This is a genomic window from Kitasatospora sp. McL0602 (assembly GCF_052076145.1).
In the GTDB taxonomy this organism is placed as follows: Bacteria; Actinomycetota; Actinomycetes; order Streptomycetales; family Streptomycetaceae; genus Kitasatospora.
In genome coordinates, this window is record NZ_CP197246.1 from 4,708,189 (window position 1) to 4,732,291 (window position 24,103).

The following is a 24,103-nucleotide window of genomic DNA, read 5'->3' on the forward strand; positions in this document are numbered from 1 at the left end:
TCCGTGCTGTCCTCCATTCGTTCCGGCCTGCTCGCCCCGGCCGCCGTGGTCGCGCTGGCCGCAGGTGCCCTCGGCGCACCTGCGGCGAACGCCGCCGCGCCCGCGCCGGTCACCACCAACCCGCAGGCCACGCCCGCACCGGGCTTCGCCGCGACCGGCGTACGGACGCAGGGCTGCGAGCCCGGCGAGACCCCGGGCTGGGTGGGCCTCGGGGACGTCACGCTCGGCGTCTCGGTGCAGTCCCCGGACGGGGCCGCCAGCACCGCCCGCTTCTCCGTCCGGGACGAGCGCACCGGCCAGGCCGTCAAGACCACCGCGCCGGTGACCGGCGGCACCGCCGCCGTCAAGCCGGGCAACCTGGTCGACGGCCGCACCTTCGCCTGGCAGGCCCAGGCCCTCACCGCCCACGCGACCGGCCGGCCGACCCCCTGGTGCAGCTTCCGGGTCGACACGACCCCGCCCAGCACCCTCGCCGTCACCTCCACCGACTTCCCCGCGACCGGCACCCCCGCCAAGTACGCGGGCCAGTACGGCACCTTCACCATCACCGGCACCGACAAGGCCCCGGCCACCGGCGCCGCCTCGGGTGTCGCCTGCTACCAGGTGGTCCTCCAGGGCACCCTGGGCGTCCACCAGGACTGCCACGGCGCGAACATGGTGCCCGCGGCGGCCGACGGCAGCGCCACGGTCAGGCTCAGGCCCGCCGACTGGGGCACCAACGTCCTCCAGGTGCAGGCGATGGACAACGCGGGGAACGTCGCGGGGCCGCTGAGCTACACCTTCTACGCGCGGTCGAACCCGAACCCGCCGAACACCCCCGGCGACGTCAACGGTGACGGTGTCCCGGACATCCTGCTGCCGGACGCCGCCGGAAACCTCCAGGTGATCAGCGCCGACGCCACCGGCACCACCCCCAGCTCGACGGTCCCCGCAGTCCTGGGCCCCTGGGGCAGCTGGGCCGGCTCGCAGCTCGTCCACCGGGGGTCGGACGGGTCGCACGCCCCCATGGACGACCTGCTGGCGTACCGGCCGGGCGGCACGGCGCTCTACGACTACCGCAACTTCGACTACGGCGTCTTCGGCCGGGGGGCAATGCTGCTCGACCGCCCCGACTCCTGGGACATCCCGGACCTTCCGGCCGACTTCCCGGCCGACTGGTCGAACGTCGAGCAGTTGGCGGAGCTCGGCCCGCTCGACGACTCGTCGTCGAGTGCGCTGCTCACCGTCGAGGGCGGAAACCTCTGGCTGTTCGACAGCCCGCTCGCCTACCGGACGGTCCGGCAGCTCAGCACCACCGGCACCTGGTCCGGCTACGACGTGATCGCCCCCGGCAAGGCGGCCGACGGCTCGCTGGCCCTCTGGTCGCGGGAGAAGGCGACCGGCGAGCTCCGCAGCTACCCGATCGGCAAGAACGCCGACGGCACGTACGACTTCGCCGCCCTCGCCGACCCGGCGGGCGGCACGGTGATCGGGAGCTTCCCTGTCGCCGACTACCCGACGCTCGGCAGCTCGGGTGACGGGAACGGCGACGGAAAGCCCGACCTGTACGCCGTCACGGCGGCGCGGCACCTGCTGACCTTCGACGGCGTCACGGCCCCGAAGGACCTCGGTCTGCTGAAGTAGCGGAAGCAGCGGAGACGCCGAGGGCCCGTCCGGAGAAGTTCCGGACGGGCCCTCGGTACGTGCAGGCGGGGACTAGAAGCGACGCGTGACGAGCGCGCGCTTCACTTCCTGGATCGCCTTGGTGACCTCGATGCCACGGGGGCAGGCCTCGGAGCAGTTGAAGGTGGTGCGGCAGCGCCAGACACCCTCACGGTCGTTCAGGATCTCCAGGCGCTGCTCGCCGCCCTCGTCGCGCGAGTCGAAGATGAAGCGGTGCGCGTTGACGATCGCGGCGGGGCCGAAGTACTGGCCGTCGTTCCAGAAGACCGGGCAGGACGACGTGCACGCGGCGCACAGGATGCACTTGGTGGTGTCGTCGAACCGCTCGCGGTCCTCGGCGGACTGCAGGCGCTCGCGGGTCGGCTCGTTCCCGTTGGTGATCAGGAACGGCATGACGTCCTTGTACGCCTGGAAGAACGGGTCCATGTCCACGATCAGGTCCTTGAGGACCGTCAGGCCCTTGATGGCCTCGATCGTGATCGGCTTCTCCGGGTCCACGTCCTTGATCAGGGTCTTGCAGGCCAGACGGTTGCGGCCGTTGATCCGCATCGCGTCCGAGCCGCAGATCCCGTGCGCGCAGGAACGGCGGTACGTCAGGGTGCCGTCCTGCTCCCACTTGACCTTGTTGAGCGCGTCCAGGACGCGCTCCTTCGGGTCCATCTCCAGCTGGTAGTCGACCCACACCGGGTCCGGGTGCTCCTCCGGGTTGAACCGGCGGATCCGGAGGGTGACGGTGATCAGCTTGACGCCGCCCAGCTCGGCCGCGTCCAGAGCGGCCGAGTGCTTCTCCACAGTCGGAGTGCTCATCAGTACTTACGCTCCATCGGCTGGTAGCGGGTCGTGACGACCGGCTTGTAGTCGAGGCGGATGGAGGTGCTGCCGTCGGCCGCGACCTCCTGGTACGCCATGGTGTGCTGCATGAACTTCACGTCGTCACGCGTCGGGAAGTCCTCGCGGTAGTGACCGCCGCGCGACTCCTCACGAGCCAGTGCGGACACGGCCAGCACCTCGGCCAGGTCGAGCAGGTTGCCCAGCTCCACGGCCTCCAGGAGGTCCGTGTTGTAGCGCTGGCCCTTGTCCTGGATCGCGACGTTCTTGTACCGCTCGCGCAGCGCGGCGATGTCGGTGACGGCCGCCTTCAGGGTGTCGCCGGTGCGGTAGACCATGGCGTTGGTGTCCATGGTCTCCTGCAGCTCCTTGCGGATCTGCGCGACGGACTCGGTGCCGGTCGACTCGCGCAGGCCCTCGACGAGCGCGACGACCTTCTCGGCCGGGTTCTCGGGCAGCTCGACGTACTCGTTGGCGTTCGCGTAGTCGGCGGCGGCGACGCCGGCCCGCTTGCCGAACACGTTGATGTCGAGCAGCGAGTTGGTGCCGAGGCGGTTGGCGCCGTGCACGGAGACGCAGGCGACCTCGCCGGCCGCGTACAGGCCCGGGACGACGTCGGTGTTGTTGCGCAGCACCTCACCCTGGACGTTGGTCGGGATGCCGCCCATCGCGTAGTGCGCGGTGGGCTGGATCGGGATCGGGTCCGTGTAGGGCTCGATGCCGAGGTAGGTGCGCGCGAACTCCGTGATGTCCGGGAGCTTGGCGTCCAGCTGCTCCGGCGGCAGGTGGGTGAGGTCCAGGTACACGTGGTCGCCGTCCGGGCCGCAGCCGCGACCCTCGCGGATCTCGGTGTAGATGGCGCGCGAGCAGACGTCGCGGGACGCGAGGTCCTTCATGACGGGGGCGTAGCGCTCCATGAAGCGCTCGCCGTCCTTGTTGCGCAGGATGCCACCCTCGCCACGCGCACCCTCGGTGAGGAGGATGCCCATGCGCCAGATGCCCGTCGGGTGGAACTGGAAGAACTCCATGTCCTCCAGCGGCAGGCCACGGCGGTAGACCAGGGCCTGGCCGTCACCGGTGAGGGTGTGGGCGTTGGAGGAGACCTTGAAGAACTTGCCGGTGCCGCCGGAGGCGAACACGACCGACTTGGCCTGGAAGACGTGGATCTCGCCGGTGGCGAGCTCGTACGCGACCACGCCGGCGGTCTTGCCGTCGTTGATCAGCAGGTCCAGGACGTAGAACTCGTTGAAGAACTCGACGCCGTGCTTGACGCAGTTCTGGAACAGCGTCTGGAGGATCATGTGGCCGGTGCGGTCCGCCGCGTAGCAGGAGCGGCGCACGGGCGCCTCACCGTGGTTGCGGGAGTGACCGCCGAAGCGGCGCTGGTCGATCCGGCCCTGCTCGGTGCGGGAGAAGGGGAGGCCCATCTTCTCCAGGTCGAGGACGGCGTCGATGGCCTCCTTGCACATGATCTCGGCGGCGTCCTGGTCGACCAGGTAGTCACCACCCTTGACCGTGTCGAAGGTGTGCCACTCCCAGTTGTCCTCCTCGACGTTGGCGAGGGCGGCGCACATGCCGCCCTGGGCCGCGCCGGTGTGGGACCGGGTGGGGTAGAGCTTGGTCAGCACGGCGGTACGGCTGCGCTGGGTCGACTCGATGGCCGCGCGCATGCCGGCGCCGCCGGCGCCGACGATGACGGTGTCGTACTTGTGAATCTGCATGTGTGTCAGTCGCCTCTGGGTTCTACGCCGATTAGATGTTCGGGTCGAAGGTGAAGATCACCAGGGTGCCCAGCAGGACCGTGAACACGGTCGCGGCACCCATCAGGGTCTTCAGCCAGAGACGGGTCGAGTCCTTCTCGGCGTAGTCGTTGATGACCGTCCGCATGCCGTTGGCGCCGTGGAGCATGGCGAGCCAGAGCATCAGGAGGTCCCAGCCCTGCCAGAACGGCGAGGCCCAGCGGCCGGCCACGAAGGCGAAGCCGATCTTGGAGACGCCGCCGTCGAGCACCAGCATGATCAGCAGGTGGCCGAGGATCAGGAAGACCAGCACGACACCCGACAGGCGCATGAAGAGCCAGGCGAGCATCTCGAAGTTGGTCCGCGTGCGGCGCGGGGTCTTCTTGGAGCGGGCGCGGGGCGGCTCCACCACGAAGGCGTCCGCCGGGTTGCCGGTGCCGAGACCCTGGCCCGTGTGGGCCTGGGCGGAGGGCACCTCAATCGCGTCTGAGTACTTGTAGTCCGTGGACGACATCGCGGATCAGCCCCCGAACCAGGTGCGAAGCGTGTGCTGCAGGATGGGGTAGAAGGCGCCGGCCAGCAGGACGACCCAGACACCCACCACCGACCAGAGCATCTGCTTCTGGTACTTCGGGCCCTTGGACCAGAAGTCGACGGCCACGACCCGGAGGCCGTTCAGCGCGTGGAACAGGATGGCGGCGGTCAGGCCGTACTCCATCAGGTTCACGAGCGGCGTCTTGTACGTCTGGATGACGGAGTCATAAGCCTGGGGCGACACCCGCACGAGTGCGGTGTCGAGGACATGGGCGAACAGGAAGAAGAAAATGAGGACGCCGGTGACTCGATGAGCCACCCAACTCCACATGCCTTCCCGGCCGCGGTACAGCGTTCCAGCCGGCACGGAAAACCCTCCGGAAGCGGATTGGGGGCTCGGCCGGCTTCGGTGTCGGTCAGCCCGGCCGGGTACGGTCCTCCGGCCGCGAGCATCCTATCGACGCCGTGCGGCCAACCGCCTCCGGGGGTGTCAGGTGTGATCAATCAGGCACGCACGGGCTAACCCGAGCGGGAACTGCCACACCTTTGGTCACTGAGCGTATCCACCCCGTGCGCTACGGTGACGGCCGACCCGCCGTCGACGCCGATGGAGTACGCCCGTGCCGCTGCGCCGTTCCCTGCCCGCGCTCTTACTGCCCGCCCTGCTGCCCGTCGTCCTCGCCACCGGCTGCACCACGGTGACGGCCTCGGCCGACCGGGCGGCCGCGCCGCGCGAGCTGACGGCCGCACAGCTCCGCTCGGCGGCCGTCACCGACGCCGAGCTCGGCGCCGGATACACCGTCACCCTGATGACGCCGGGCCCGGCCAACCCGGGGGAGGGGGCCGACCGGGAGACCGCGGACGTGCCCGCCTGCCAGCCCGTGCTGGACGCCGTCGCTCCGGCCAACCCGGCGAACGGGCCCGCCGCCGAGACCGACCTGAGCGTCGCGCGGGCGGCCCAGCCGGGCGGTGGCCTCTACACCGGCCTGCTGGCCTTCGCGCCGGGGCGGGCGGCGGCCGTCCAGGCCGCGCTGGAGAAGGTCCTCGGCCAGTGCACCGTCTTCACCTCGGCGGCCCGCAAGGGCGGCCACAGCAGGCACCGGCTGACCCGGGCCGACACGCCCACGGTGGAGGGAGCCGACGGCGTGACGGCCTTCACCCTGACGAATGAATCGGGCGCGACCGTGCTCTCCCAGCACGCGGTGCTGGCCCGCACCGGCACCGCTCTGGCGGTCTTCAGCACCGTCGGCACCGGCAAGGAGCCGGCCCCGGCCCCGGACACCCACATCGTCACCACCCAGGTCGGGAAGCTCCGACAGGCCCAGACAGCGGGTTGACCCGGACAGCGGGTTGACCCAGGGGCAGGAGCCCCTGGGTCAACCGGTCAGGCCGAGCAGTGCGTCGCCACCAGGTGTTCGAGCCTGGTCAGGGCGATCCGCCGGAGTTCGTCGGAGGCGACGAGCCGCTCCTCGTCCGGGTCGTTGGTCAGCCGGGTGCGGATGGAGCTGAGCACGGTGTCGAGCATCTCCTCGGGGGCGATGCCCTCCAGGCAGACGACGAAGACGTGCCCGAAGCGGGCCTCGTAGGCCGCGTGGGCCGCCCGCAGCGCGGTGTGCGCGGCCTGGCTGCCGGGCGCGCGCATCCCGAGCAGGGGCTGCGGCATCCAGCTCTCGTCGGCCAGCGCCTCGGCGAGATCCGCCGGGCGGAGGTCGTACGAGGCCTCGCTCGCGGCGGCGAGCAGGGACTCTATGTCGGGGTAGGGGCGGTGGGCGGCGAGTCGCAGCGCCCAGCGGTGGCTGCCGCAGCAGGCCAGCAGGGCCTCCTCGGCGGCGCCGGGGTCGGCCTCGTTGAAACGGTGAAGCCCGAGCAGGGACGGCACCAGCAGCGGATCGAGACGCTGTGGCGGGATGTCGCTGGCCAGCGGGTCCTCCTCGTGAGGGCGGGAAGGGGGTGTCGGGGTCTCGGTAACTCGACGAGTGTCTCGACAAGCATGGAGTACCGACGGGCGGCTGTGCGGTTGCGCGACGTGCTGGGAAGCGGGGGCCGGGACGGAGCTGAACGCGGCCCGGCCGGGCAGCGGCACCAAAGTAGTTGAGGGGTAATCAGTTGGGGAGGGGGCAGACCGAATTCACTCGATCGAGGTATCAAGTTGTGACGTTGACACCTTCCGGTCAGCTCCCTCCCCCCGCTCAGGCTCAGGTCAGACCCGGTGCACCTTGTGGTTGGCGGCCTGGGCGCGCGGCCGCACCACCAGCAGGTCGATGTTGACGTGCGAGGGGCGCGTCACCGCCCAGGAGATGGTGTCCGCGACGTCCTCCGAGGTCAGCGGCTCGGCGACACCCTGGTAGACGGCGGCGGCCTTGGCCTCGTCACCCCGGAAGCGGGTGACGGCGAAGCCGTCGGACTTCACCATCCCGGGGGCGATCTCGATCACCCGGATCGGCTCGCCGCACAGCTCCAGCCGGAGCGTCCCGGCGATGCCGTGCGCCGCCATCTTGGCCGCGATGTAGCCGCCGCCGCCCTCGTACGCGGCCAGCGCGGCCGTGGAGGAGAGGATCAGCACGGTGCCGTCCCCCGTCGCCCGCAGCGCCGGCAGCAGCGCCTGCGTCACGTGCAGCACCCCGAGCACGTTGACCTCGTACATGGCCAGCCAGTCGGCGGGGTCGCCGGTCTCCACGGACTCGGCGCCGAAGGCCCCGCCCGCGTTGTTGACGAGGACGTCGACGCGGCCGAGCTCGGCCGCGAAGGCGTCCACGGCGGCCCGGTCGGTGACGTCCAGGGTGTAGGCGCGCCCGCCGATCTCCTTGGCCAGCTGCTCGATGCGCTCGGTGCGGCGGGCGGTCAGCACCACGTCGAAGCCGTCGGCGGCCAGCCGGCGGGCGGTCGCCGCGCCGATCCCGCTGCTGGCGCCGGTGACGACGGCCACCTTCTGCTCGGTCATTGTCTCTCCCGGGGGGTCGATGTCGGTGAACCGATCATCTCAACAAAGCCGAAGCGGCCCGGAGCTCCAGGAGCTCCGGGCCGCTTCTCCATCACCTGGGATCAGTGCTTGTAGGCGAAGGACTTGAAGAAGTAGCGGCCGTCGGGCGAGCCCACGCCGGTCGCGGTGTCGTAGCCCTGGCCGGCGCTCAGGCCGAAGTCGGACGCGACCTTGTACAGGCGGACCTTGAGGACGTTGTTGACGGTGCCGAGGTCGACGACGTTGCCGAACTTGTTGTGCACGGCGGAGTCGTTGACGTCGTGGTACGCCTTCGAGCCGGCCCGGTCGTACAGCGCCGGGTTGGCGAAGCCGATCGGACGGCCGCCACGGGCCTGGATGGCGTCGGCCAGCAGACCGGCCGTCTCCGGGGCGGAGACGGAGGTGCCGCCGTAGCCGCCCTCGCTGTAGGTGCCGTTGTCGGTGAAGCCGACCAGCGTGGCGGCGACGAGGTCACCGCTCATCGCGATGTCCGGGGTGGCCCGGCGCGGGGTGGCGGCCTTGGAGCCGTCGGCCGCGGTCATCGAGATGCTGTCCGAGACGACACCCTTCTGGTACCAGGGCTGCTCGAAGTCCTTGGAGACGCCGCCGCCACCACCGAAGTAGAAGAAGCCGGGCATCGGGGTCCAGGACTTCTGGTCGGCCGAGAGCACCGAGCGCTGGTCACCCATGGAGACCTCGTGCCCGTACTGGCCGGCCTTGTTGCCCAGCTCCAGGGTGGTGCCACCGACGGAGGTGACCCACGCGGAGGACGACGGCCAGTCGGTCTGCGGCTGGCTGGTGTCGGTCTGGCAGTTCGCACCGGTGGCCGCGGCCGCCGGGGAGCTGTCGCCGCAGTCACCGGCGGAGAAGGTGAAGCCGATGCCCTCGGCCGCACCGAGCTGGAAGATCTGCTCGTCGGCCTTGACGACCGCCGGGTCGATGTCCCCGCTCTTGCCGTGCATGATCTCGCCCCACGAGTTGGAGACGATGTCGGCGAGGTGGTTGTCGACCACGTTCGCCATGGCGGCGTTCAGGTCGTCGTCGTAGCAGGAGTTGGCACCGACGTAGGTGACGTTCGCGTCGGGCGCGAAGGCGTGCACCATCTCGACGTCGAGCGCCTCCTCGCCGGCCCAGCCGGCCGCGCCGCCGCAGTCGGCCTCGTGGACCCACTTGTCCGGGGTGACGACCTCGTTGTACTGCCCGGCGGCGAACGGCTTGTCACCGTGCAGCGTCGAGAAGTGGTTGGCGTCCTGCTCCATGGTGGACAGGCCGTACGCGTCGATGATCGCGACGCGCGCGCCCTTGCCACTCACACCGGCGGTGTCGACGCTGTACGCCTTGCGCAGCTGCGACGGGATGTACGAGCAGGGAGCGAAGGGCTCGTTCTTCTCGTAGCCGGCCGGGGCGCCGTTGGCGGGCTTGGTGCCGTAGCCGTTCTCCGAGCAGGTCGGGGTGGTCGGCAGCGACGGGCCCTTGGACTGCGGGGCGGCCTTCGCCTCGGCGCTCTTCACCGAGGTGGCGAAGGAGACGTTCTTGTGCAGGGCGGTGGCCAGGTTGCCGATGGCCAGCACCGAGCTCGCCACGGAGGCGGGCACCACGGCGTCCTGCACCGGGGCGCTCTGGGTGCCCTGGGCGGTGCGGTACGCGTGGAAGGGGGTGCCGAGGGCCTTGGAGAGGGCGGCGGTGCTGCCCGAGACCTCGACGTAGTGCGCGGTGGTCTCGGTGACCTTGAGGCCGGCGCCGGTCACCCAGTCGGTGACGGCCTTGACCTGGGCCTTGGTCGCGCCGAAGCGGGCCTTGGCCTCGTCGGCCGAGATGAACTTGCCGTAGGACGCCGAGTTGACGTCCGAGACGGCCTTGGCCAGGGCGGACAGACCGGCCTGGTCCTGGCCTGCGAGGTAGATCCGGGCGCTGGCGGGGGCGGCGTCGGCGACGACACCGGCGTCGGCCTGCGCGGTGGCCCATGCGGGGTGGCTGCCCGAGAGCTGCTTGGCGGTCTGCTCACCGACCGGCGTGGCGGCGAAGGAAGGGTTGGCGACCGCGAGCGTACCCAGGATCAGCGCGGTGGCGGCGGGGGCCGCGACGGCTATCCGGGAGAGCCTGCTGCGTGCTGCTGGCACGTGGGTTCCCCACTTCTCGTTCGATTGCCCCGCCGCGCGCCTTCGTGAGGGCAGGGCGGGGCCGGTCACGGCCGAGATCCGGCCATGACTCGGAAGTTGACTGTGCGGTAGTTGTTTATTCGGACATCTGGTCGAAGCTCAAGAGCACGGACCAAAGCTTTGCCAGTACATGACCGGAATCGCCCCCACCGGTCACGCGGACGCGCGTAGTGGGTCCGGCTGCGTGTCCCGCCGGGCCGCCACGTCGTTGCACAGGTCGATGATCATCGGGAAGGCGGGCCGAAACGTGAAGTCATACCCAGTTGCCGGGCCGGTATGCACCCATCCGGGGACCTCTCTTCAAGAAGTCACGCCAAAAGCCGCCCACCGGCCTAGTCTTGTTGAGGTGAACGAGCATCAGCGCGCCGAGCAGGCGCCCCGCAGCCTCACCCGTCCGAGCTCCGAGCTGCGAGCCCGGGTACGCAGCTACGAGGCCGAGCTGATCGCCTTCCGCCGTGACCTGCACCGGCACCCCGAGCTGGGCCGCCAGGAGTTCCGCACCACTCGGCTACTGCGCGAGCGCATGCTGGCGGCCGGTCTGACCCCCCGGGTGCTGCCCGGCGGTACCGGGATGACGGTCGACATCGTGCCCGCCGGTCTGAAGCCGGGCACCCCCCTGCTCGCCTTCCGGGCCGACATCGACGCACTGCCGATCGACGACGCCAAGACCGACTCCCCGTACCGCTCCACCCTGCCGGGCCGGGCTCACGCCTGCGGCCACGACGTGCACACCTCGATCGTGCTCGGCACCGCCCTGGTGCTCGCCCAGGCCGCGCAGGCGAAGGAGCTGAAGCAGCCGGTGCGGCTGATCTTCCAGCCCGCCGAGGAGATGATGCCCGGCGGCGCGCTGGACGTCATCGCGGCGGGCGGGATGGACGGGGTCGGCCGGATCTTCGCGGTGCACTGCGACCCGAAGGTCGCCGTCGGCCGGATCGGGTTGAAGACCGGGGCGATCACCTCCGCCTGCGACCAGCTGGTGATCAGCCTGGACGGCCCCGGCGGCCACACCGCCCGCCCGCACCTGACCACCGACCTGGTCAGCGCGATCGCCAAGCTGGCCGCCGACCTGCCCGCCGCGCTGGCCCGCCGGATGGACCCGCGCTGGGGCGTCAGCCTGGTCTGGGGTCGGATCGCCTCCGGCTCGGCCTCCAACGTCATCCCGCAGCACGCCGAGCTGGAGGGCACCGTCCGCTGCCTGGAGCTGGACGGCTGGCGGGAGGCCCCCGAGGCGCTGGACGAGCTGATCGGCCGGATCGCCGAGACGCACCGGGCGAAGTGGACGCTCGACTACCACCGGGGTGTGCCGCCGGTGGTCAACGAGCAGGTCACCGTCGAGCAGCTGGAGGCGGCGATGACCGCCCGCTTCGCGGCCGGCGGCGGCCCGGTGGTGGAGAGCACCGAGCAGAGCCTCGGCGGCGAGGACTTCTCCTGGTACCTGGAGCAGGCGCCCGGCGCGCTGGCCCGGCTCGGGGTGCGCGCGCCGCACGACACCACCGCCCGCGACCTGCACCAGGGCCGCTTCGACGTGGACGAGCGGGCCATCGCGATCGGCGTCGAACTCTTCTCCTCGCTGGCCCTGGAACACGGGCGCGTCTGACCATGTCTTGAAGTGGGGGCCGCGTAGGGTGTTCACTCACTACCACTCGGTAGTGACGTTCGGGTTGGTCAGGCGATGATCGACTGTGGGGCTTTGTCCGGTTTCGTCCGGACGTAGCACCACATTTTGATAACAACCCGAATGCCCTCGCAGGCCGTAACCCAACCGTGTTCTACGCGCGTTACGGTGGCGCTCGACCACGCCATACGGGTGTGTGAGAAGGAGATACTCCCTTGCGCCGTTCAATGAAGCTCGCCGCGGTCGTGCTCTCGGGTTCCCTGGGCATTGCCTCGCTCGCCGCTTGCGGCGCAAAGAGCACCGACAACACCTCGTCCTCCAGCAGCGCCGGCGCCGGTGGCTCCAGCCTCAAGGTCGGTATGGCGTACGACATCGGTGGCCGTGGCGACCAGTCGTTCAACGACTCCGCCGCCCATGGCCTGGACGACGCCAAGGCCAAGCTCGGTGTCGCGGTCAACGAGGCCGAGGCCAAGACCGGCGAGGCCGAGGCCGACAAGGAGAGCCGCCTCTCCAGCCTGGTGCAGGCCGGCTACAACCCGGTCATCGCCGTCGGCTTCGTCTACCAGACGGCCGTCGAGAAGATCGCCAAGGAGAACCCGAACGTCAAGTTCGCGATCATCGACTCCTCCTCCACCACCCAGCCGAGCAACGTCACCTCGCTGACCTTCTCGGAGCAGGAGGGCTCGTACCTGGCCGGTGTCGCCGCCGCCCTGAAGACCACCAAGAAGCACGTCGGCTTCATCGGTGGCGTGCAGTCCGAGCTGATCAAGAAGTTCGAGGCCGGTTTCAAGGCCGGTGTGAAGTCGGTCGCCGACATGCCGGTCGAGACCACCTACCTCACCACCCCGCCGGACTTCAGCGGCTTCAACGACCCGGGCAAGGGCAAGGAGGCCGCGCAGGGCCAGCTGGACAAGGGCGCGGACGTCATCTACACCGCCGCCGGTTCCTCGGGCTCGGGCGCGATCGAGGCCGTCGCCAACAACTCCGCCTTCAAGGCGTGGGCCATCGGCGTCGACTCGGACCAGGCCAACCAGCCGGCCCTGAAGAAGTACGCGGGCTCGATCCTCACCTCGATGGTGAAGAACGTCGACACCGCCGTCTACAAGTACATCGAGGCCGCGAAGAACGGCACGCCGCTGACCGGCACCGTCAACTTCGACCTCAAGGCGAACGGTGTCTCGCTGGCCACCACGGGCAACCACATCGACGACATCAAGAGCAAGCTCGACGCCGCGGCGACCGCCATCACCTCGGGCGCGACCAAGGTTCCGACCGCTCCGTAGTCGTGGCCCCGAGCCCGCAGCGAGTCTGATCCGAAGCAGTACAGGGAGGGGCCCGGCAGGGTGCGCACGACGTGCACCCACCGGGCTCCGCCCTTTCTCCGCCCGGTGACCCCCCGGCCGGGCCGGCCGCACCCGATCGTGGCCCACTGATCCTGCCCCACTGATCTTGGCCCTCCAGCGCAACGACGCGCCTCCAGACCTCCAGGAGATCGCCATCACCGCTTCCGACCCCGCCCTCAGCAAGGGCGGCACCCCCAGCGCGGGGACGGCGACACCGGCCGTCGAACTGCGCGGCATCACCAAGCGCTTCCCCGGCGTCGTGGCCAACCACGACATCGACATCACCGTCAACCGCGGCACCGTGCACGCCCTGATGGGTGAGAACGGCGCCGGCAAGTCGACCCTGATGAAGATCCTCTACGGGATGCAGCGCCCCGACGAGGGCACCATCGCCATCGAGGGCGAGCTGGTCGAGTTCAGCACTCCCGGCGACGCCATCGCGCGCGGCATCGGCATGGTGCACCAACACTTCATGCTGGCCGACAACCTCACCGTCTGGGAGAACGTCGTCCTGGGCGGCGAGAAGCTGCACGGAATAGGAGCCAAGGCCAAGGCCAAGATCAAGGAGATCTCCGACCAGTACGGCCTGGGCGTGCGCCCGGACGCCCTGGTCGAGGACCTCGGCGTGGCCGAGCGCCAGCGCGTGGAGATCCTCAAGGTCCTCTACCGCGGCGCCCGCATCCTGATCCTGGACGAGCCCACGGCCGTCCTGGTGCCGCACGAGGTGGACGCGCTCTTCGGCAACCTGCGCGAGCTCAAGTCCGAGGGCGTCACCGTCATCTTCATCTCGCACAAGCTGCACGAGGTGCTCTCCGTCGCCGACGCGATCAGCGTCATCCGGCGCGGCACCACCGTCGGCGACGCCGATCCGGCGACCGTCACGGCCCGCGAGCTGGCCGAGATGATGGTCGGATCCGAGCTGCCCTCCCCGGAGAGCCGCGAGTCGACCGTCACCGAGACCGAGATGCTCAAGGTCGAGGGCCTGCGGATCGCCAAGGCCGACGCCGAGGGCATCGAGCGCGTCGTCCTGGACGACATCTCGCTCACCATCCACAAGGGCGAGATCCTCGGCATCGCCGGGGTCGAGGGCAACGGCCAGGCCGAGCTGGTCGAGGCCATCATGGGCATGCTGCCGCTGGACGCCGGCACCGTCGCCCTGGACGGCACCGACCTCTCCGACCAGCAGACCCGGGCCCGTCGCGAGGCCGGCATCGGCTACATCCCCGAGGACCGCCACCGGCACGGCCTGCTGCTGGAGGCCCCGCTCTGGGAGAACCGCATCCTCGGGCACGTCACCGAGGACCCCAACTCCAAGGGCTTCCTGCTCGACCTGGCCGGGGCCCGCAAGGACACCCTGCGGATCGTCGAGGAGTACGACGTCCGCACCCCCGGCATCGAGGTCACCGCGGCCTCCCTCTCCGGCGGCAACCAGCAGAAGCTGATCATCGGCCGCGAGATGAGCCACCACCCCAAGCTGCTGATCGCGGCCCACCCGACCCGCGGCGTGGACGTCGGCGCGCAGGCCCAGATCTGGGAGCAGATCCGCTCCGCCCAGCGCGAGGGCCTGGCGGTGCTGCTGATCTCCGCCGACCTGGACGAACTGATCGGGCTCTCCGACACCATCCGGGTCATCTACCGCGGCCGCCTCGTCGCGGACGCCGACCCGGCCACCGTCACCGCCGAGGACCTGGGCACCGCGATGACCGGTGCGGCCAAGGGCCACATCGAATCGGACGCCGAGGCGCTGGCCGAGGCCGCCGCCGTCGCGGCCGAGGGCACCGTCGCCGAGACCTCGTCCGAGACCGCCGACGCTGAGACCGACGCCGACACTGAGACCGCCGCCGCGCCCACCGAGGCCACCGAGCCCACCGACGCCGCCGACGGCCAGTCGCAGGCGGGGGAGTAATCCACATGACCAGTCCCAACCCTGCCAAGCGCACGCTGGCCCAGCGGTTCGACGCCGAGCGGATCACGCTCGGCCTCGCCGCTCCGGTGCTGGCGGTGCTGCTCTCGGTGCTGATCTGCTCGATCCTGCTGCTGAGCTCGGGCCGTGACCCGATCAAGGCCTTCCAGGTGATGTTCGACTACGGCACCGCCTCGGACGGCCAGGTGGCCACCCTCAACCGGGCCACCGTCTACTTCCTGGCCGGTGCCGCCGCCGCCTTCGGCTTCCGGATGAACCTCTTCAACATCGGGGTCGACGGCCAGTACAAGCTCGGCGTGCTGTTCGCCGCGTACGTCGGCAGCCAGGTCGACCTGCCGTCCTTCCTGCAGATCCCGCTGCTGCTGATCGTCGCCATGCTCACCGGCGCGATCTGGGCCTCCGTCGCGGGCCTGCTCAAGGTCTACCGGGGCGTCAGCGAGGTCATCTCGACCATCATGCTGAACGCCATCTCGACCGCGGTGGTCGGCCTGCTGCTGGTGCCGGGCGTCTTCGCCCCGAAGGTCGGCACCACCAGCAACAGCGTGCAGACGGCGCCGATCTCGCAGTCCAGCCACTTCTTCTCCTTCGACACGGCCGGCGGCACCCTCTGGGGCTTCGTCGTCGTCGCGATCCTGGTCGGCGTCGCCTTCCAGTTCGTGCTGGCCCGCACCCGCTTCGGCTTCGACCTGCGCGCCACCGGCCGCTCCGAGACGGCCGCCACGGCCTCCGGCGTCAACGTCAAGCGCATGGTGCTGACCAGCATGGCCGTCTCCGGCGCCATCGCCGGTCTGATCGGCCTGCCCGAGCTGACCCAGAGCTCGTACTACTTCGGCCAGAGCATCCAGCCGGGCCTCGGCTTCATCGGCATCTCGGTGGCGCTGCTCGGTCGCAACACCCCGATCGGGGTGGCCTTCTCGGCGCTGCTCTTCGCCTTCCTCGACACCTCCGGCATCCAGCTGCCGCTGAAGGGCGACTTCCCCCAGGAGATCGTCCAGGTCATGGAGGGAACCATCGTCATCTGCGTCGTCGTCGCCTACGAGCTGGTGCGCCGTTACGGCCTCAAGCGCCAGCAGCAGAAGGTCGGCGCCGAACTCGCCGCGCAGGCCGCCTCGGCTGCCAACAAGGAGGTCGCGGCGTGAGCCAGGACAACCTGACCAAAAAGTGGAACAAGCAGATGGAGAAGCCGCTGGGTGCTCGCAAGAGCATCCCCAAGCTCTCCGGGCCGGTCGTGCTGCTGCTCGTGGCCGGGGCCCTGCTGCTCTTCTCGGCCGTCGGGATAGTGACCGGCAACCACGGCCTGACCTCCTCCGGCCAGATCGCCGCCGCGCTCGGCTCGGCCGTGCCGATCGCGCTCGCCGGTCTCGGCGGCCTCTGGGCCGAGCGGGCCGGTGTGGTCAACATCGGCCTCGAAGGCATGATGGTCGCCGGCACCTTCTGCGGCGCCTGGGGCGGCTACCTGGTCAGCCCGTGGTTCGGCCTGGTCGCGGGCATGATCGGTGGTGCCCTCGGCGGCCTGCTGCACGCGCTGGTGACCGTGACCTTCGGCGTCGACCACATCGTCTCCGGCGTCGGCATCAACCTGTTGATCCCCGGCATCTGCGCGTACGTCAACAAGATCTACTACAAGGACTACGTGGCCTTCGGCGCGGGCGCCAACCAGTCCCCGCCGGCCGACCCGCTGCCGCTGATCACCATCCCCGGCCTCTCCAGCTGGCTGGACACGATCGAGGCGCACCACTGGTTCCTGGTGTCCGACCTCGCCGGTGTGGTCGGTGGCCTCGTCACCAACCTCTCCGTGGTCACCGTGCTGGCCGCCGTGCTGATCGTCGGCAGCTACTTCGTGCTCTGGCGCACGGTCTTCGGCCTGCGGCTGCGCTCCTGCGGTGAGAACCCGACGGCCGCCGAGTCGCTCGGCGTCAACGTCTACAAGTACAAGTACCTCGCGGTCATCGCCTCGGGCGCCTTCGCCGGCCTCGCGGGCTCGTACCTCTCGCTGGTCGCCGCGCACTTCTACAAGGACGGCCAGACCCAGGGCCGAGGCTTCATCGGCCTCGCCGCGATGATCTTCGGCAACTGGATGCCGGGCGGCCTGGCCGCCGGCGCCGGGCTGTTCGGCTTCACCGACAGCCTCCAGCTGCGCGACGCCGACTCGGTGCACGTGCTGCTGATCGTGGTCGCGATCGCGATGGCGGCGGGCGCGCTCTGGCAGCTCTACCGCCGCAAGTTCACCGGTGCGGCCATCTCCTTCGTGGTGGCGGGCGGCCTGGCCGCCTGGTACGCGACGACCGACTCGGTGCCGCGCCCGCTGATCGTCGCCACCCCGTACGTGATCACCCTCGTGGTGCTCGCGCTGGCCTCCCAGCGCCTGCGGCCGCCGAAGGCCGACGGCCAGATCTACCGCAAGGGCCAGGGCAAGTGACGGCTCGCCAGGCCTCGGACGTCGACTGGGAGGCGCTGCGGACCGCCGCCCGCAGCGCCATGGCGCGGGCCTACGCGCCGTACAGCAAGTTCCCGGTCGGTGCCGCGGCCCTGGTGGACGACGGCCGCACCGTCACCGGCTGCAACGTCGAGAACGCCTCGTACGGGCTGGCGCTCTGCGCCGAGTGCGGGCTCGTCTCGGCCCTGCACGCCGGCGGCGGCGGCCGGTTGGTCGCCTTCACCTGCGTGGACGGCTCCGGCGAACTGCTGATGCCCTGCGGCCGCTGCCGTCAGCTGCTGTACGAGCACGGCGGGCCGGAGCTGCTGGTCGACATGGCCTCGGGTGTGAAGACGATGTCCGAAGTCCTCCCCGACGCCTTCGGGCCCGAGCGGCTCTAGCAAACAGCTCAGTTACGCGCGTAGAGTGTCGCGAGATCAGTGCATCTCACGACACTCTTCGCATTTCTCCCTGGAGTTAGTTATGGACGTCATCTCCGTCATCCGCACCAAGCGCGACCGGGGAGAGCTGACCGACGCTCAGATCGACTGGGTGATCGACGCCTACACCCGCGGCGAGGTCGCCGACGAGCAGATGTCCGCGCTGGCCATGGCCATCCTGCTCAACGGCATGAACCTCCGTGAGATCAGCCGCTGGACGGAGGCGATGATCCGCTCCGGCGTCCGGATGGACTTCTCCGAGCTCGGCGTGCCCACCTCCGACAAGCACTCCACCGGCGGTGTTGGCGACAAGATCACCCTGCCGCTCGCCCCGCTGGTCGCCGCCTGCGGCGCAGCCGTACCGCAGCTCTCCGGCCGCGGCCTCGGCCACACCGGCGGCACCCTCGACAAGCTGGAGTCCATCCCCGGCTGGCGGGCGCTGCTCTCCAACGAGGAGATGATGTCGGTGCTGCACGGCACCGGCGCCGTGATCTGCGCGGCGGGCGACGGCCTGGCCCCCGCCGACAAGAAGCTCTACGCCCTGCGTGACGTCACCGGCACCGTCGAAGCGATCCCGCTGATCGCCTCCTCGATCATGTCCAAGAAGATCGCCGAGGGCACCGGCGCGCTCGTCCTCGACGTGAAGGTCGGCTCCGGCGCCTTCATGAAGAACCTCGCCGACGCCCAGGAGCTGGCCCGCACCATGGTCGGCCTCGGCAAGGCGGCGGGCGTCAACACCGTCGCGCTGCTCACCGACATGTCCACCCCGCTCGGCCTCACGGCGGGCAACGCGCTGGAGGTCCGGGAGTCCGTCGAGGTGCTGGCCGGCGGCGGCCCCGCCGACGTCGTCGAGCTGACGCTGGCGCTGGCCCGCGAGATGCTCGCGGCGGCCGGCGTGCACGGCAAGGACCCGGCCGACGCCCTGCGGGACGGCTCCGCGATGGACCACTGGCGCCGCATGATCGCCGCCCAGGGCGGCGACGTCGACGCCCCCCTCCCTGTCGCCCGCGAGCAGCACGTCATCACCGCCACCGCCTCGGGCGTCCTCACCGGCCTCGACGCGTACGGCGTGGGCGTCTGCGCCTGGCGCCTCGGCGCGGGCCGCGCCCGCAAGGAGGACCCCGTCCAGGCCGGCGCCGGCGTCGAGATGCACGCCAAGCCCGGCGACACCGTCGTGGCCGGCCAGCCCCTGCTGACCCTCCACACCGACACCCCCGAGCGCTACGACTACGCCATCGAGGCCCTCGAAGGCGCCGTCACCATCGCCCCGGCCGGCACCGACTTCAAGCCGACCCCGCTCCTGCTGGACCGCATCGCGTGATGTGTACGGCCTGAGCAGCCAGGAGCGGCGGTGGCCGGACGGTGGGTCCGTCCGGCCACCGCCGCTCTACGGTCGGTTGAAGATGTCGTGTGTGCCGATCCGTCGCCAGACGATGTGCGGTCCGCCGCCTTGGACGGCGTCGCCGTAGCTGAAGGTCGCCCGTCCGTCCGGCGCCCAGGTCAGCTCCCAGACATCTGGGTGGCCCTGCATCTTCTTCACACGCAGCCCCCGACGGAAGCCCTGACCGGCTCGCAGGTCGGCGACGAATTGGGCCACCGCTACCAGGAAGGCCGCCTTCTGGGCGGCGTTGAGGCCCTTCCAGTCGCGGAGGAAATGGGCGAGTGACTCATACGTCGGCACGGTTCTTGATCTCCCCGAGGTCCAGCCCGGCGTCGTCGGCGAGCGAGCGCAGGAAGTCCTCGCCGTCCTCGAATACCTCGCCACGCTCGCCGTCCGCGATGGCCTCGTCGACCTCCTGCTCCTTCGCCTGCCAGGCCGGAGTCCAGAACCATGCCTGGTCATCCGGGATCACCGAGGCGGGTGTCAGGATGATGCGTCCGTCTTCCACGGCCACGACGAGCTGATCGCCCTCCTGGAGATCGAGCTGTTCCCTTATCTCCTGCGGGATGGTGACCACGCCCTTCTTGCGCACGGGCGTGGACACCAGGTGCGGACGTCGGCGGCGTCTCAGGTCTGTCATGCTGTAAGTCTACTTGGCGGAAAGTCTGCCTTGCCGTATTTCTGTCGAGCGATCACGGCCTGCCGGGTCGCGTACAGCGTGACGCCGCCCGCCAGGGCCATCGCGGCGAGGCCGACGGCGGCTGCGCCGTCCCAGCCGGTGGCGTGGTAGGCGTCGGCGCCGAGGGTGCCGCCGAGGCTGTTGCCGAGGTAGTAGGCGATCAGATAGAGCGCGGAGGCCTGCGCGCGCCCCTCGGTCGCGGTGCGCCCCACCGAGGAGGACGCGGTGGCGTGGCCCGCGAAGAAGCCGGCGGTGATCAGGACCAGGCCGAGCAGCGCGCAGGCCAGCGAGTCGGCAAGTGAGACCAGCAGGCCGGCGGTGGTGACCGCGATCGCGACGTACAGGGTGCCCCGGCGGCCGAGCCGGGCGGTGAGGCGTCCGGCGCTCGCGGAGGAGGCGGTGCCGACCAGGTAGACCACGAAGATGGAGGCCGCGACGGACTCCGGGAGGTGGAAGGGCGCGGCGATCAGCCGGTAGCCGACGGTGTTGTAGACCGCGCCGAAGACAGCCATGAAGAGCGCGCCGAGCGCGTAGAGCCGCAGCAGCAGCGGGTTCCGCAGGTGCCCCGAGACCGTCCGGGCCAGGGCGCGGGCGTCCACGGGGGCCGGGCGGAAGTGCCGGGCGGCGGGGATCAGCAGCCGGAAGGCGAGTGCGGCCAGCAGCGCCATCACCGCCGAGGCGGCCAGGCCCCAGCGCCAGCCCCAGGCGGCGGCCGCCCAGCCGGAGACGAGCCGCCCGCCCATGCCGCCGATGCTGTTCCCCGCGACGTAGAGCCCCATCGCTGAGGCCAGCGCGCTGGGGTGGATCTCCTCCGCGAGGTAGGCCATCGCCGTCGCGGGCAGCCCGGCGAGCGCCGCGCCCTGCAACACCCGCAGCGCGACCAGGCTGCCGAGCCCGGGGGCGAGCGGCAGGGCCAGGGCGAGCGCGGAGGCGGCGATCATCGAGGCCGTCATCACCGCCGTCCGCCCGTACCGGTCGGAGAGGGCGCTGGCCGGGAGCAGCCCGAGGGCGAGACCGAGGGTGGCCGCCGAGGCCGTCCAACTCGCCTGCCCCGGCGTGAGGTCGAGGCTCGCGGAGAGGACGGGCAGCAGGCCCTGGGTGGAGTAGAGCAGGACGAAGGTGGCCACCCCGGCGGCGAAGAGCGCGAGGTTGGAGCGCCGGAAGGCCCGGCTGCCGGGCCGGTGCCGCAGGTCGGTGTCCGAGTGGGGGCGGGACGTCGTGGCTGCTCTGGCAGGTGGCATGGGACGACCGTAGGACGGGTGCGCCTGATGCGTCCAATGCATGGATCGCCGATAATCGATGCTGTGACGTATGACGAAAGCTCGCAGCCGCGCTCCCTCGCCGAGCTGGGCCCGGAGACCGCCGCGGCCCAGCTCGCCCCGCTGGTCGCCCAGTTCACGGCCGTCGCCCGGCTGGAGCACGTGACGCAGGCGGCCCAGCTGCTCGGCATGCCGCAGCCCACCCTCTCCCGGGCGGTGGCCCGGCTGGAGGCGGAGCTCGGCGTGCAGCTGCTCTCCCGGGAGGGCCGGGCCGTACGGCTGACGCGGGCCGGGCGGCTGCTGCTCGGCAGTGCGGAGCGGGCGCTCGCGGAGCTGCAGCGCGGCGCCGAGGCGGCCCGTGCGGAGGCCGACCCGGCGGCGGGTCGGGTGGCCTTCGGCTTCCTCCACACCCTGGGGACGGACGCGGTGCCCGCGCTGCTCCGGGGCTTCCGGGCGGCCGGGCACCCGAAGGTCCGCTTCCAGCTGGCGCAGGACTACGTCGGGGCGATGCTGGAGCGCCTGCGCACGGGGGAGTTGGACCTCTGCCTGGTCTCCCCGCTGCCGGACGCCCCCGACCTGACGGCCCGCCCGTTGGACGAGCAGCGGCTGCACCTGGCCGTCCCCGCCGACCACCGGCTCGCCGGGCGGCGGCGGATCAGGCTCGCGGAGGTCGCGGACGAGCCGTTCGTCGCCGTCGAGGAGGGGTACGGGCTGCGGGCGATCACCGACGGCTTCTGCGCCGAGGCCGGCTTCGCGGCCCGGATCGCCTTCGAGGGCGAGGAGGCCGAGACCCTCCGGGGCCTGGTCGCCGCCGGGCTCGGTGTGGCGCTGCTGCCGCCCGCCCTCGTACCGCGCCCGGGAGTGGTCGAGCTGGAGGTCACGGCCCCGCGCACCCGCCGCCTGATCGGCCTCGCCTGGGTCACCGGCCGCCCCCTCACCCCACCCGTCGCGGCCTTCCGCGACTTCGTCCTCTCCCGCCGGGGCCGCCTGCTCGACCACGACTGAGGCCGGGCGCGCGCCGAGGGGGATTCGGCAGACCGCGGTCCGGGGGCGGGGTTCAGCCCTGGGCCGGGCTGAGCAGCGGGTCGGCTGGGTCGGTCGCGTCGGCGCGCAGGAGGCGGAGCAGCAGGCGGCCGGCCCGGACGTACGGGGTTGGGTCGTCGAGCAGGACGGCCTGGGCGTTGGCGGTCTCCAGGACGGCGATCAGGGCGAAGGTGAGGTCGGCGAGGTCGGTGTCGGGGCGCAGACCGCCGGTGGCGCGGGCCTCGGCAAGGGTGTTGTGCAGGACGTCGTGCCACTCGCGGGCGATGGCGGCGAGGGCGTCGCGGACGGCGCCGGGGCGGGCGTCGAACTCGGCGCCGACCTCGTAGAAGAAGCAGCCGCCGGGGAAGACCCGGGCCTCGGAGTAGGCGAGCCAGCTCTCGCAGAGGGCGCGGGCCCGGGTGAGTCCGGGGGCGACGTCGGCGACCGGGGTGAGCACGGCGTCGGCGAAGATCCGGCGGGCGGCTCGGACGGTGGCGAGCTGCAGCTCCTCCTTGGAGCCGAACCCGGCGAACACGCCGCTCTTGCTCAGCCCGAGGTCGGTGGCGAGCCGCCCGATGGAGAGCGCGTCCAGGCCCTCGACGGAGGCGATCTCGACGGCGCGGCGCAGCACCGCCCGGCGGGTCTCCTCCCCGCGCAGCACCCGTCCGTCCGTGGTCGACCCGGCCACTGTGTCACCTCTCCTCCTGGTGAGCCGCACCACCGGCGCGGCCTGTGCCGTCAGGGTAGCCCGGTCCCCGGGCCTGACGGGCCCAGAAAACTGAACGAACGATCGTGCTAATATCCCTGCCGGGCACAGCCGTGAGCACAGCCGTGAGCACAGCCGTGAGCGCGCCCCGCACGCCCCGGAACACCCGTCCGCACCGACAGGGAGACCGTATGGACCCGGCCAAGGCGCTGGTCAGCACCGCCCTCAACGCCACCTCGCACCTCGCGCCCCGCCTGGCCGGGCGCGCCGCCTTCGAACTTTTCCAGCGCCCCCTGCGGCGCAGCGCCGTCCGCCCGCAGGAGCGCGAGATCCACCACCGGGCCGCTGTCGAGCGGATCGAAGTGAACGGCAAGCCCGTGGCGGTCTACCGCTGGGGCCCCGGTGCCCGTCCCGTCCTGCTGATGCACGGCTGGCGCTCCCGCGCCTCCCGCTTCGTCCCGTACGTGCCCCGGCTGCGCGCGCTCGGCCTGAGCCCGATCGCCTTCGATGCGCCCGGTCACGGCGACTCCGGCGGCCGGGCCACCACGGTGCTCGAGTACCAGGCGATCGCCGAGCAACTGCAGGGCCGCTACGGCGAGTTCGAGGCGATCGTGGCGCACTCGCTCGGCGTGGCAGCGGCCTTCCTGGCGCTGCGCTCGGGGGTGCGGGCCGGGCGGCTGGCGGCCATCGCGGGGGTGAGCGAATTCGCTTACCTGCCAGGGGCGTTCTGCGCCGGCCTCGGACTCGACCCGAAGATCGAGCGGGACTTGCGGCACCGGATCGAGCACGAGCTGTTCACGGGGGTCGAGGCCCCGTGGCAGCGCTTCGACGCCGCCCATCGGCCGGAGGAGATCACCCTGCCGATCCTGGTGGTGCACGACGAGGGCGACGAAGTCGTGGGCCTCGGACACGCCCGGCGGCTGAAGGAGGCGTACGGCGACCGCCTGGACCTGCTGGTCACCCGTGGTCTCGGCCATCGCAGGATCGTCACCGAGCCGACCGTGGTCGACAACGCGATCGGCTTCCTGTCAGCCGGCCTGGAGGTCGGCGCCGCGTGAGCCGCGCCGGTAGCTGCTGCCGTCCTTGGTGCGGCTCAGCCAGCCGCCCTCGATCAGGTAGCGGCGCAGCGCCGGGAAGTCGTCGTGCACAGTGCGCAGGGCGTCGTTGACCTCACTCTCGCGGTAGGCGAGGCCCGGCTCGAACAGCGTGTCGGCCAGGTGGTCGAGCAGCTGCTCCCGCCGGGCGGCCTTGCGCGGGACGGCCACGATCCGGCCGTCGCGGAAGAGGTCGGCGACCTGAGGGAGGCCGGTGGCCCGAGGGGCGTCGGTCGGCTGTGGGAGGTTGCTCACCCGGGGAGCCTCGCACGCCGACTCGCGGGCGGCCAAGCGGTTTTCGGTACGCCGTACGGGGGGTGTCGGGGCGGACGCGCGGTGATC

General features: G+C 71.1%; 23 protein-coding genes. 11 read left to right on the forward strand and 12 right to left on the reverse strand.

Annotated features, from left to right (window positions below):
- Window positions 1-3: 3 nt before the first annotated feature.
- Window positions 4-1,623 (forward strand): hypothetical protein, encoded by a 1,620-nt coding sequence (locus ACR68M_RS21590; protein ID WP_441245750.1) that lies wholly within the window; start codon window positions 4-6, stop codon window positions 1,621-1,623.
- A 72-nt stretch (window positions 1,624-1,695) separates the two neighbouring features.
- On the opposite strand, the gene ACR68M_RS21595 is transcribed toward ACR68M_RS21590, so the two are convergent.
- From ACR68M_RS21595 to sdhC, 4 genes are read right to left on the reverse strand one after another with little or no spacing between them, the layout of a single operon-like run.
- Window positions 1,696-2,469, reverse strand: coding sequence for a succinate dehydrogenase iron-sulfur subunit (locus ACR68M_RS21595; RefSeq protein ID WP_441245751.1), 774 nt, complete (start codon window positions 2,467-2,469; stop codon window positions 1,696-1,698).
- Entirely contained in the window at window positions 2,469-4,211 is a 1,743-nt protein-coding gene (gene sdhA, locus ACR68M_RS21600; protein WP_441245752.1) for a succinate dehydrogenase flavoprotein subunit, read from the reverse strand. The genes ACR68M_RS21595 and sdhA overlap by 1 nt, the downstream gene beginning before the upstream one ends.
- A 31-nt stretch (window positions 4,212-4,242) precedes the next feature.
- Complete coding sequence (locus ACR68M_RS21605) at window positions 4,243-4,743, reverse strand: succinate dehydrogenase hydrophobic membrane anchor subunit (RefSeq protein WP_441245753.1); 501 nt, start codon at window positions 4,741-4,743, stop codon at window positions 4,243-4,245.
- 6 nt (window positions 4,744-4,749) lie between these two features.
- Window positions 4,750-5,130: a succinate dehydrogenase, cytochrome b556 subunit gene (gene sdhC, locus ACR68M_RS21610; protein ID WP_441245754.1), complete on the reverse strand. Its 381-nt coding sequence runs from the start codon at window positions 5,128-5,130 to the stop codon at window positions 4,750-4,752.
- Between the two features lie 253 nt (window positions 5,131-5,383).
- On the opposite strand from sdhC, the gene ACR68M_RS21615 reads away from it, so the two are divergent.
- Window positions 5,384-6,100, forward strand: coding sequence for a hypothetical protein (locus ACR68M_RS21615; RefSeq protein WP_441245755.1), 717 nt, complete (start codon window positions 5,384-5,386; stop codon window positions 6,098-6,100).
- A 47-nt stretch (window positions 6,101-6,147) separates the two neighbouring features.
- Here ACR68M_RS21615 and ACR68M_RS21620 read toward each other — a convergent pair whose 3' ends face one another.
- From ACR68M_RS21620 to ACR68M_RS21630, 3 genes are all read right to left on the reverse strand, one after another.
- Window positions 6,148-6,642 (reverse strand): 2-oxo-4-hydroxy-4-carboxy-5-ureidoimidazoline decarboxylase, encoded by a 495-nt coding sequence (locus ACR68M_RS21620; RefSeq protein ID WP_441245756.1) that lies wholly within the window; start codon window positions 6,640-6,642, stop codon window positions 6,148-6,150.
- 321 nt (window positions 6,643-6,963) lie between these two features.
- The gene (locus ACR68M_RS21625) at window positions 6,964-7,704 is read right to left on the reverse strand and encodes an SDR family oxidoreductase (protein ID WP_441245757.1); all 741 of its coding nucleotides are present in this window, start codon (window positions 7,702-7,704) and stop codon (window positions 6,964-6,966) included.
- Window positions 7,705-7,805: 101 nt separating this feature from the next.
- Complete coding sequence (locus ACR68M_RS21630) at window positions 7,806-9,842, reverse strand: S53 family peptidase (RefSeq protein WP_441245758.1); 2,037 nt, start codon at window positions 9,840-9,842, stop codon at window positions 7,806-7,808.
- A 445-nt stretch (window positions 9,843-10,287) separates the two neighbouring features.
- On the opposite strand from ACR68M_RS21630, the gene ACR68M_RS21635 reads away from it, so the two are divergent.
- From ACR68M_RS21635 to ACR68M_RS21665, 7 genes are all read left to right on the forward strand, one after another.
- A complete protein-coding gene (locus tag ACR68M_RS21635; RefSeq protein WP_441251672.1) occupies window positions 10,288-11,478 on the forward strand; it encodes an amidohydrolase in 1,191 nt (396 codons plus the stop codon).
- Between the two features lie 233 nt (window positions 11,479-11,711).
- Window positions 11,712-12,779, forward strand: coding sequence for a BMP family lipoprotein (locus tag ACR68M_RS21640; RefSeq protein WP_441245759.1), 1,068 nt, complete (start codon window positions 11,712-11,714; stop codon window positions 12,777-12,779).
- A gap of 373 nt (window positions 12,780-13,152) precedes the next feature.
- On the forward strand, window positions 13,153-14,745 hold the full coding sequence (locus ACR68M_RS21645; protein WP_441251673.1) for an ABC transporter ATP-binding protein: 1,593 nt from the start codon (window positions 13,153-13,155) through the stop codon (window positions 14,743-14,745).
- 5 nt (window positions 14,746-14,750) lie between these two features.
- On the forward strand, window positions 14,751-15,902 hold the full coding sequence (locus tag ACR68M_RS21650; protein ID WP_441245760.1) for an ABC transporter permease: 1,152 nt from the start codon (window positions 14,751-14,753) through the stop codon (window positions 15,900-15,902).
- A gap of 35 nt (window positions 15,903-15,937) precedes the next feature.
- Window positions 15,938-17,182: an ABC transporter permease gene (locus ACR68M_RS21655; RefSeq protein WP_441251674.1), complete on the forward strand. Its 1,245-nt coding sequence runs from the start codon at window positions 15,938-15,940 to the stop codon at window positions 17,180-17,182.
- Window positions 17,179-17,580 (forward strand): cytidine deaminase, encoded by a 402-nt coding sequence (locus ACR68M_RS21660; protein ID WP_441245761.1) that lies wholly within the window; start codon window positions 17,179-17,181, stop codon window positions 17,578-17,580. The genes ACR68M_RS21655 and ACR68M_RS21660 overlap by 4 nt, the downstream gene beginning before the upstream one ends.
- Before the next feature lie 82 nt (window positions 17,581-17,662).
- The gene (locus ACR68M_RS21665) at window positions 17,663-18,940 is read left to right on the forward strand and encodes a thymidine phosphorylase (RefSeq protein WP_441245762.1); all 1,278 of its coding nucleotides are present in this window, start codon (window positions 17,663-17,665) and stop codon (window positions 18,938-18,940) included.
- A gap of 66 nt (window positions 18,941-19,006) precedes the next feature.
- Here ACR68M_RS21665 and ACR68M_RS21670 read toward each other — a convergent pair whose 3' ends face one another.
- From ACR68M_RS21670 to ACR68M_RS21680, 3 genes are read right to left on the reverse strand one after another with little or no spacing between them, the layout of a single operon-like run.
- Window positions 19,007-19,300 carry a hypothetical protein gene (locus ACR68M_RS21670; RefSeq protein ID WP_441245763.1) on the reverse strand — a complete coding sequence of 98 codons (294 nt, stop codon included), beginning with the start codon at window positions 19,298-19,300 and terminating at the stop codon, window positions 19,007-19,009.
- Window positions 19,287-19,640, reverse strand: a complete 354-nt coding sequence (locus ACR68M_RS21675) for an AbrB/MazE/SpoVT family DNA-binding domain-containing protein (protein ID WP_441245764.1) — start codon at window positions 19,638-19,640, stop codon at window positions 19,287-19,289. The genes ACR68M_RS21670 and ACR68M_RS21675 overlap by 14 nt, the downstream gene beginning before the upstream one ends.
- Complete coding sequence (locus ACR68M_RS21680; RefSeq protein WP_441245765.1) at window positions 19,637-20,920, reverse strand: MFS transporter; 1,284 nt, start codon at window positions 20,918-20,920, stop codon at window positions 19,637-19,639. The genes ACR68M_RS21675 and ACR68M_RS21680 overlap by 4 nt, the downstream gene beginning before the upstream one ends.
- Before the next feature lie 63 nt (window positions 20,921-20,983).
- On the opposite strand from ACR68M_RS21680, the gene ACR68M_RS21685 reads away from it, so the two are divergent.
- Window positions 20,984-21,943, forward strand: coding sequence for a LysR family transcriptional regulator (locus ACR68M_RS21685; RefSeq protein ID WP_441245766.1), 960 nt, complete (start codon window positions 20,984-20,986; stop codon window positions 21,941-21,943).
- 52 nt (window positions 21,944-21,995) lie between these two features.
- Here the strand turns inward: ACR68M_RS21685 and ACR68M_RS21690 are convergent, their stop codons facing one another.
- A complete protein-coding gene (locus ACR68M_RS21690) occupies window positions 21,996-22,649 on the reverse strand; it encodes a TetR/AcrR family transcriptional regulator (RefSeq protein WP_441245767.1) in 654 nt (217 codons plus the stop codon).
- Between the two features lie 209 nt (window positions 22,650-22,858).
- On the opposite strand from ACR68M_RS21690, the gene ACR68M_RS21695 reads away from it, so the two are divergent.
- A complete protein-coding gene (locus tag ACR68M_RS21695) occupies window positions 22,859-23,725 on the forward strand; it encodes an alpha/beta hydrolase (protein WP_441245768.1) in 867 nt (288 codons plus the stop codon).
- Here the strand turns inward: ACR68M_RS21695 and ACR68M_RS21700 are convergent.
- On the reverse strand, window positions 23,696-24,016 hold the full coding sequence (locus tag ACR68M_RS21700; protein ID WP_441245769.1) for a DUF2087 domain-containing protein: 321 nt from the start codon (window positions 24,014-24,016) through the stop codon (window positions 23,696-23,698). The genes ACR68M_RS21695 and ACR68M_RS21700 overlap by 30 nt on opposite strands.
- Window positions 24,017-24,103 lie beyond the last annotated feature (87 nt).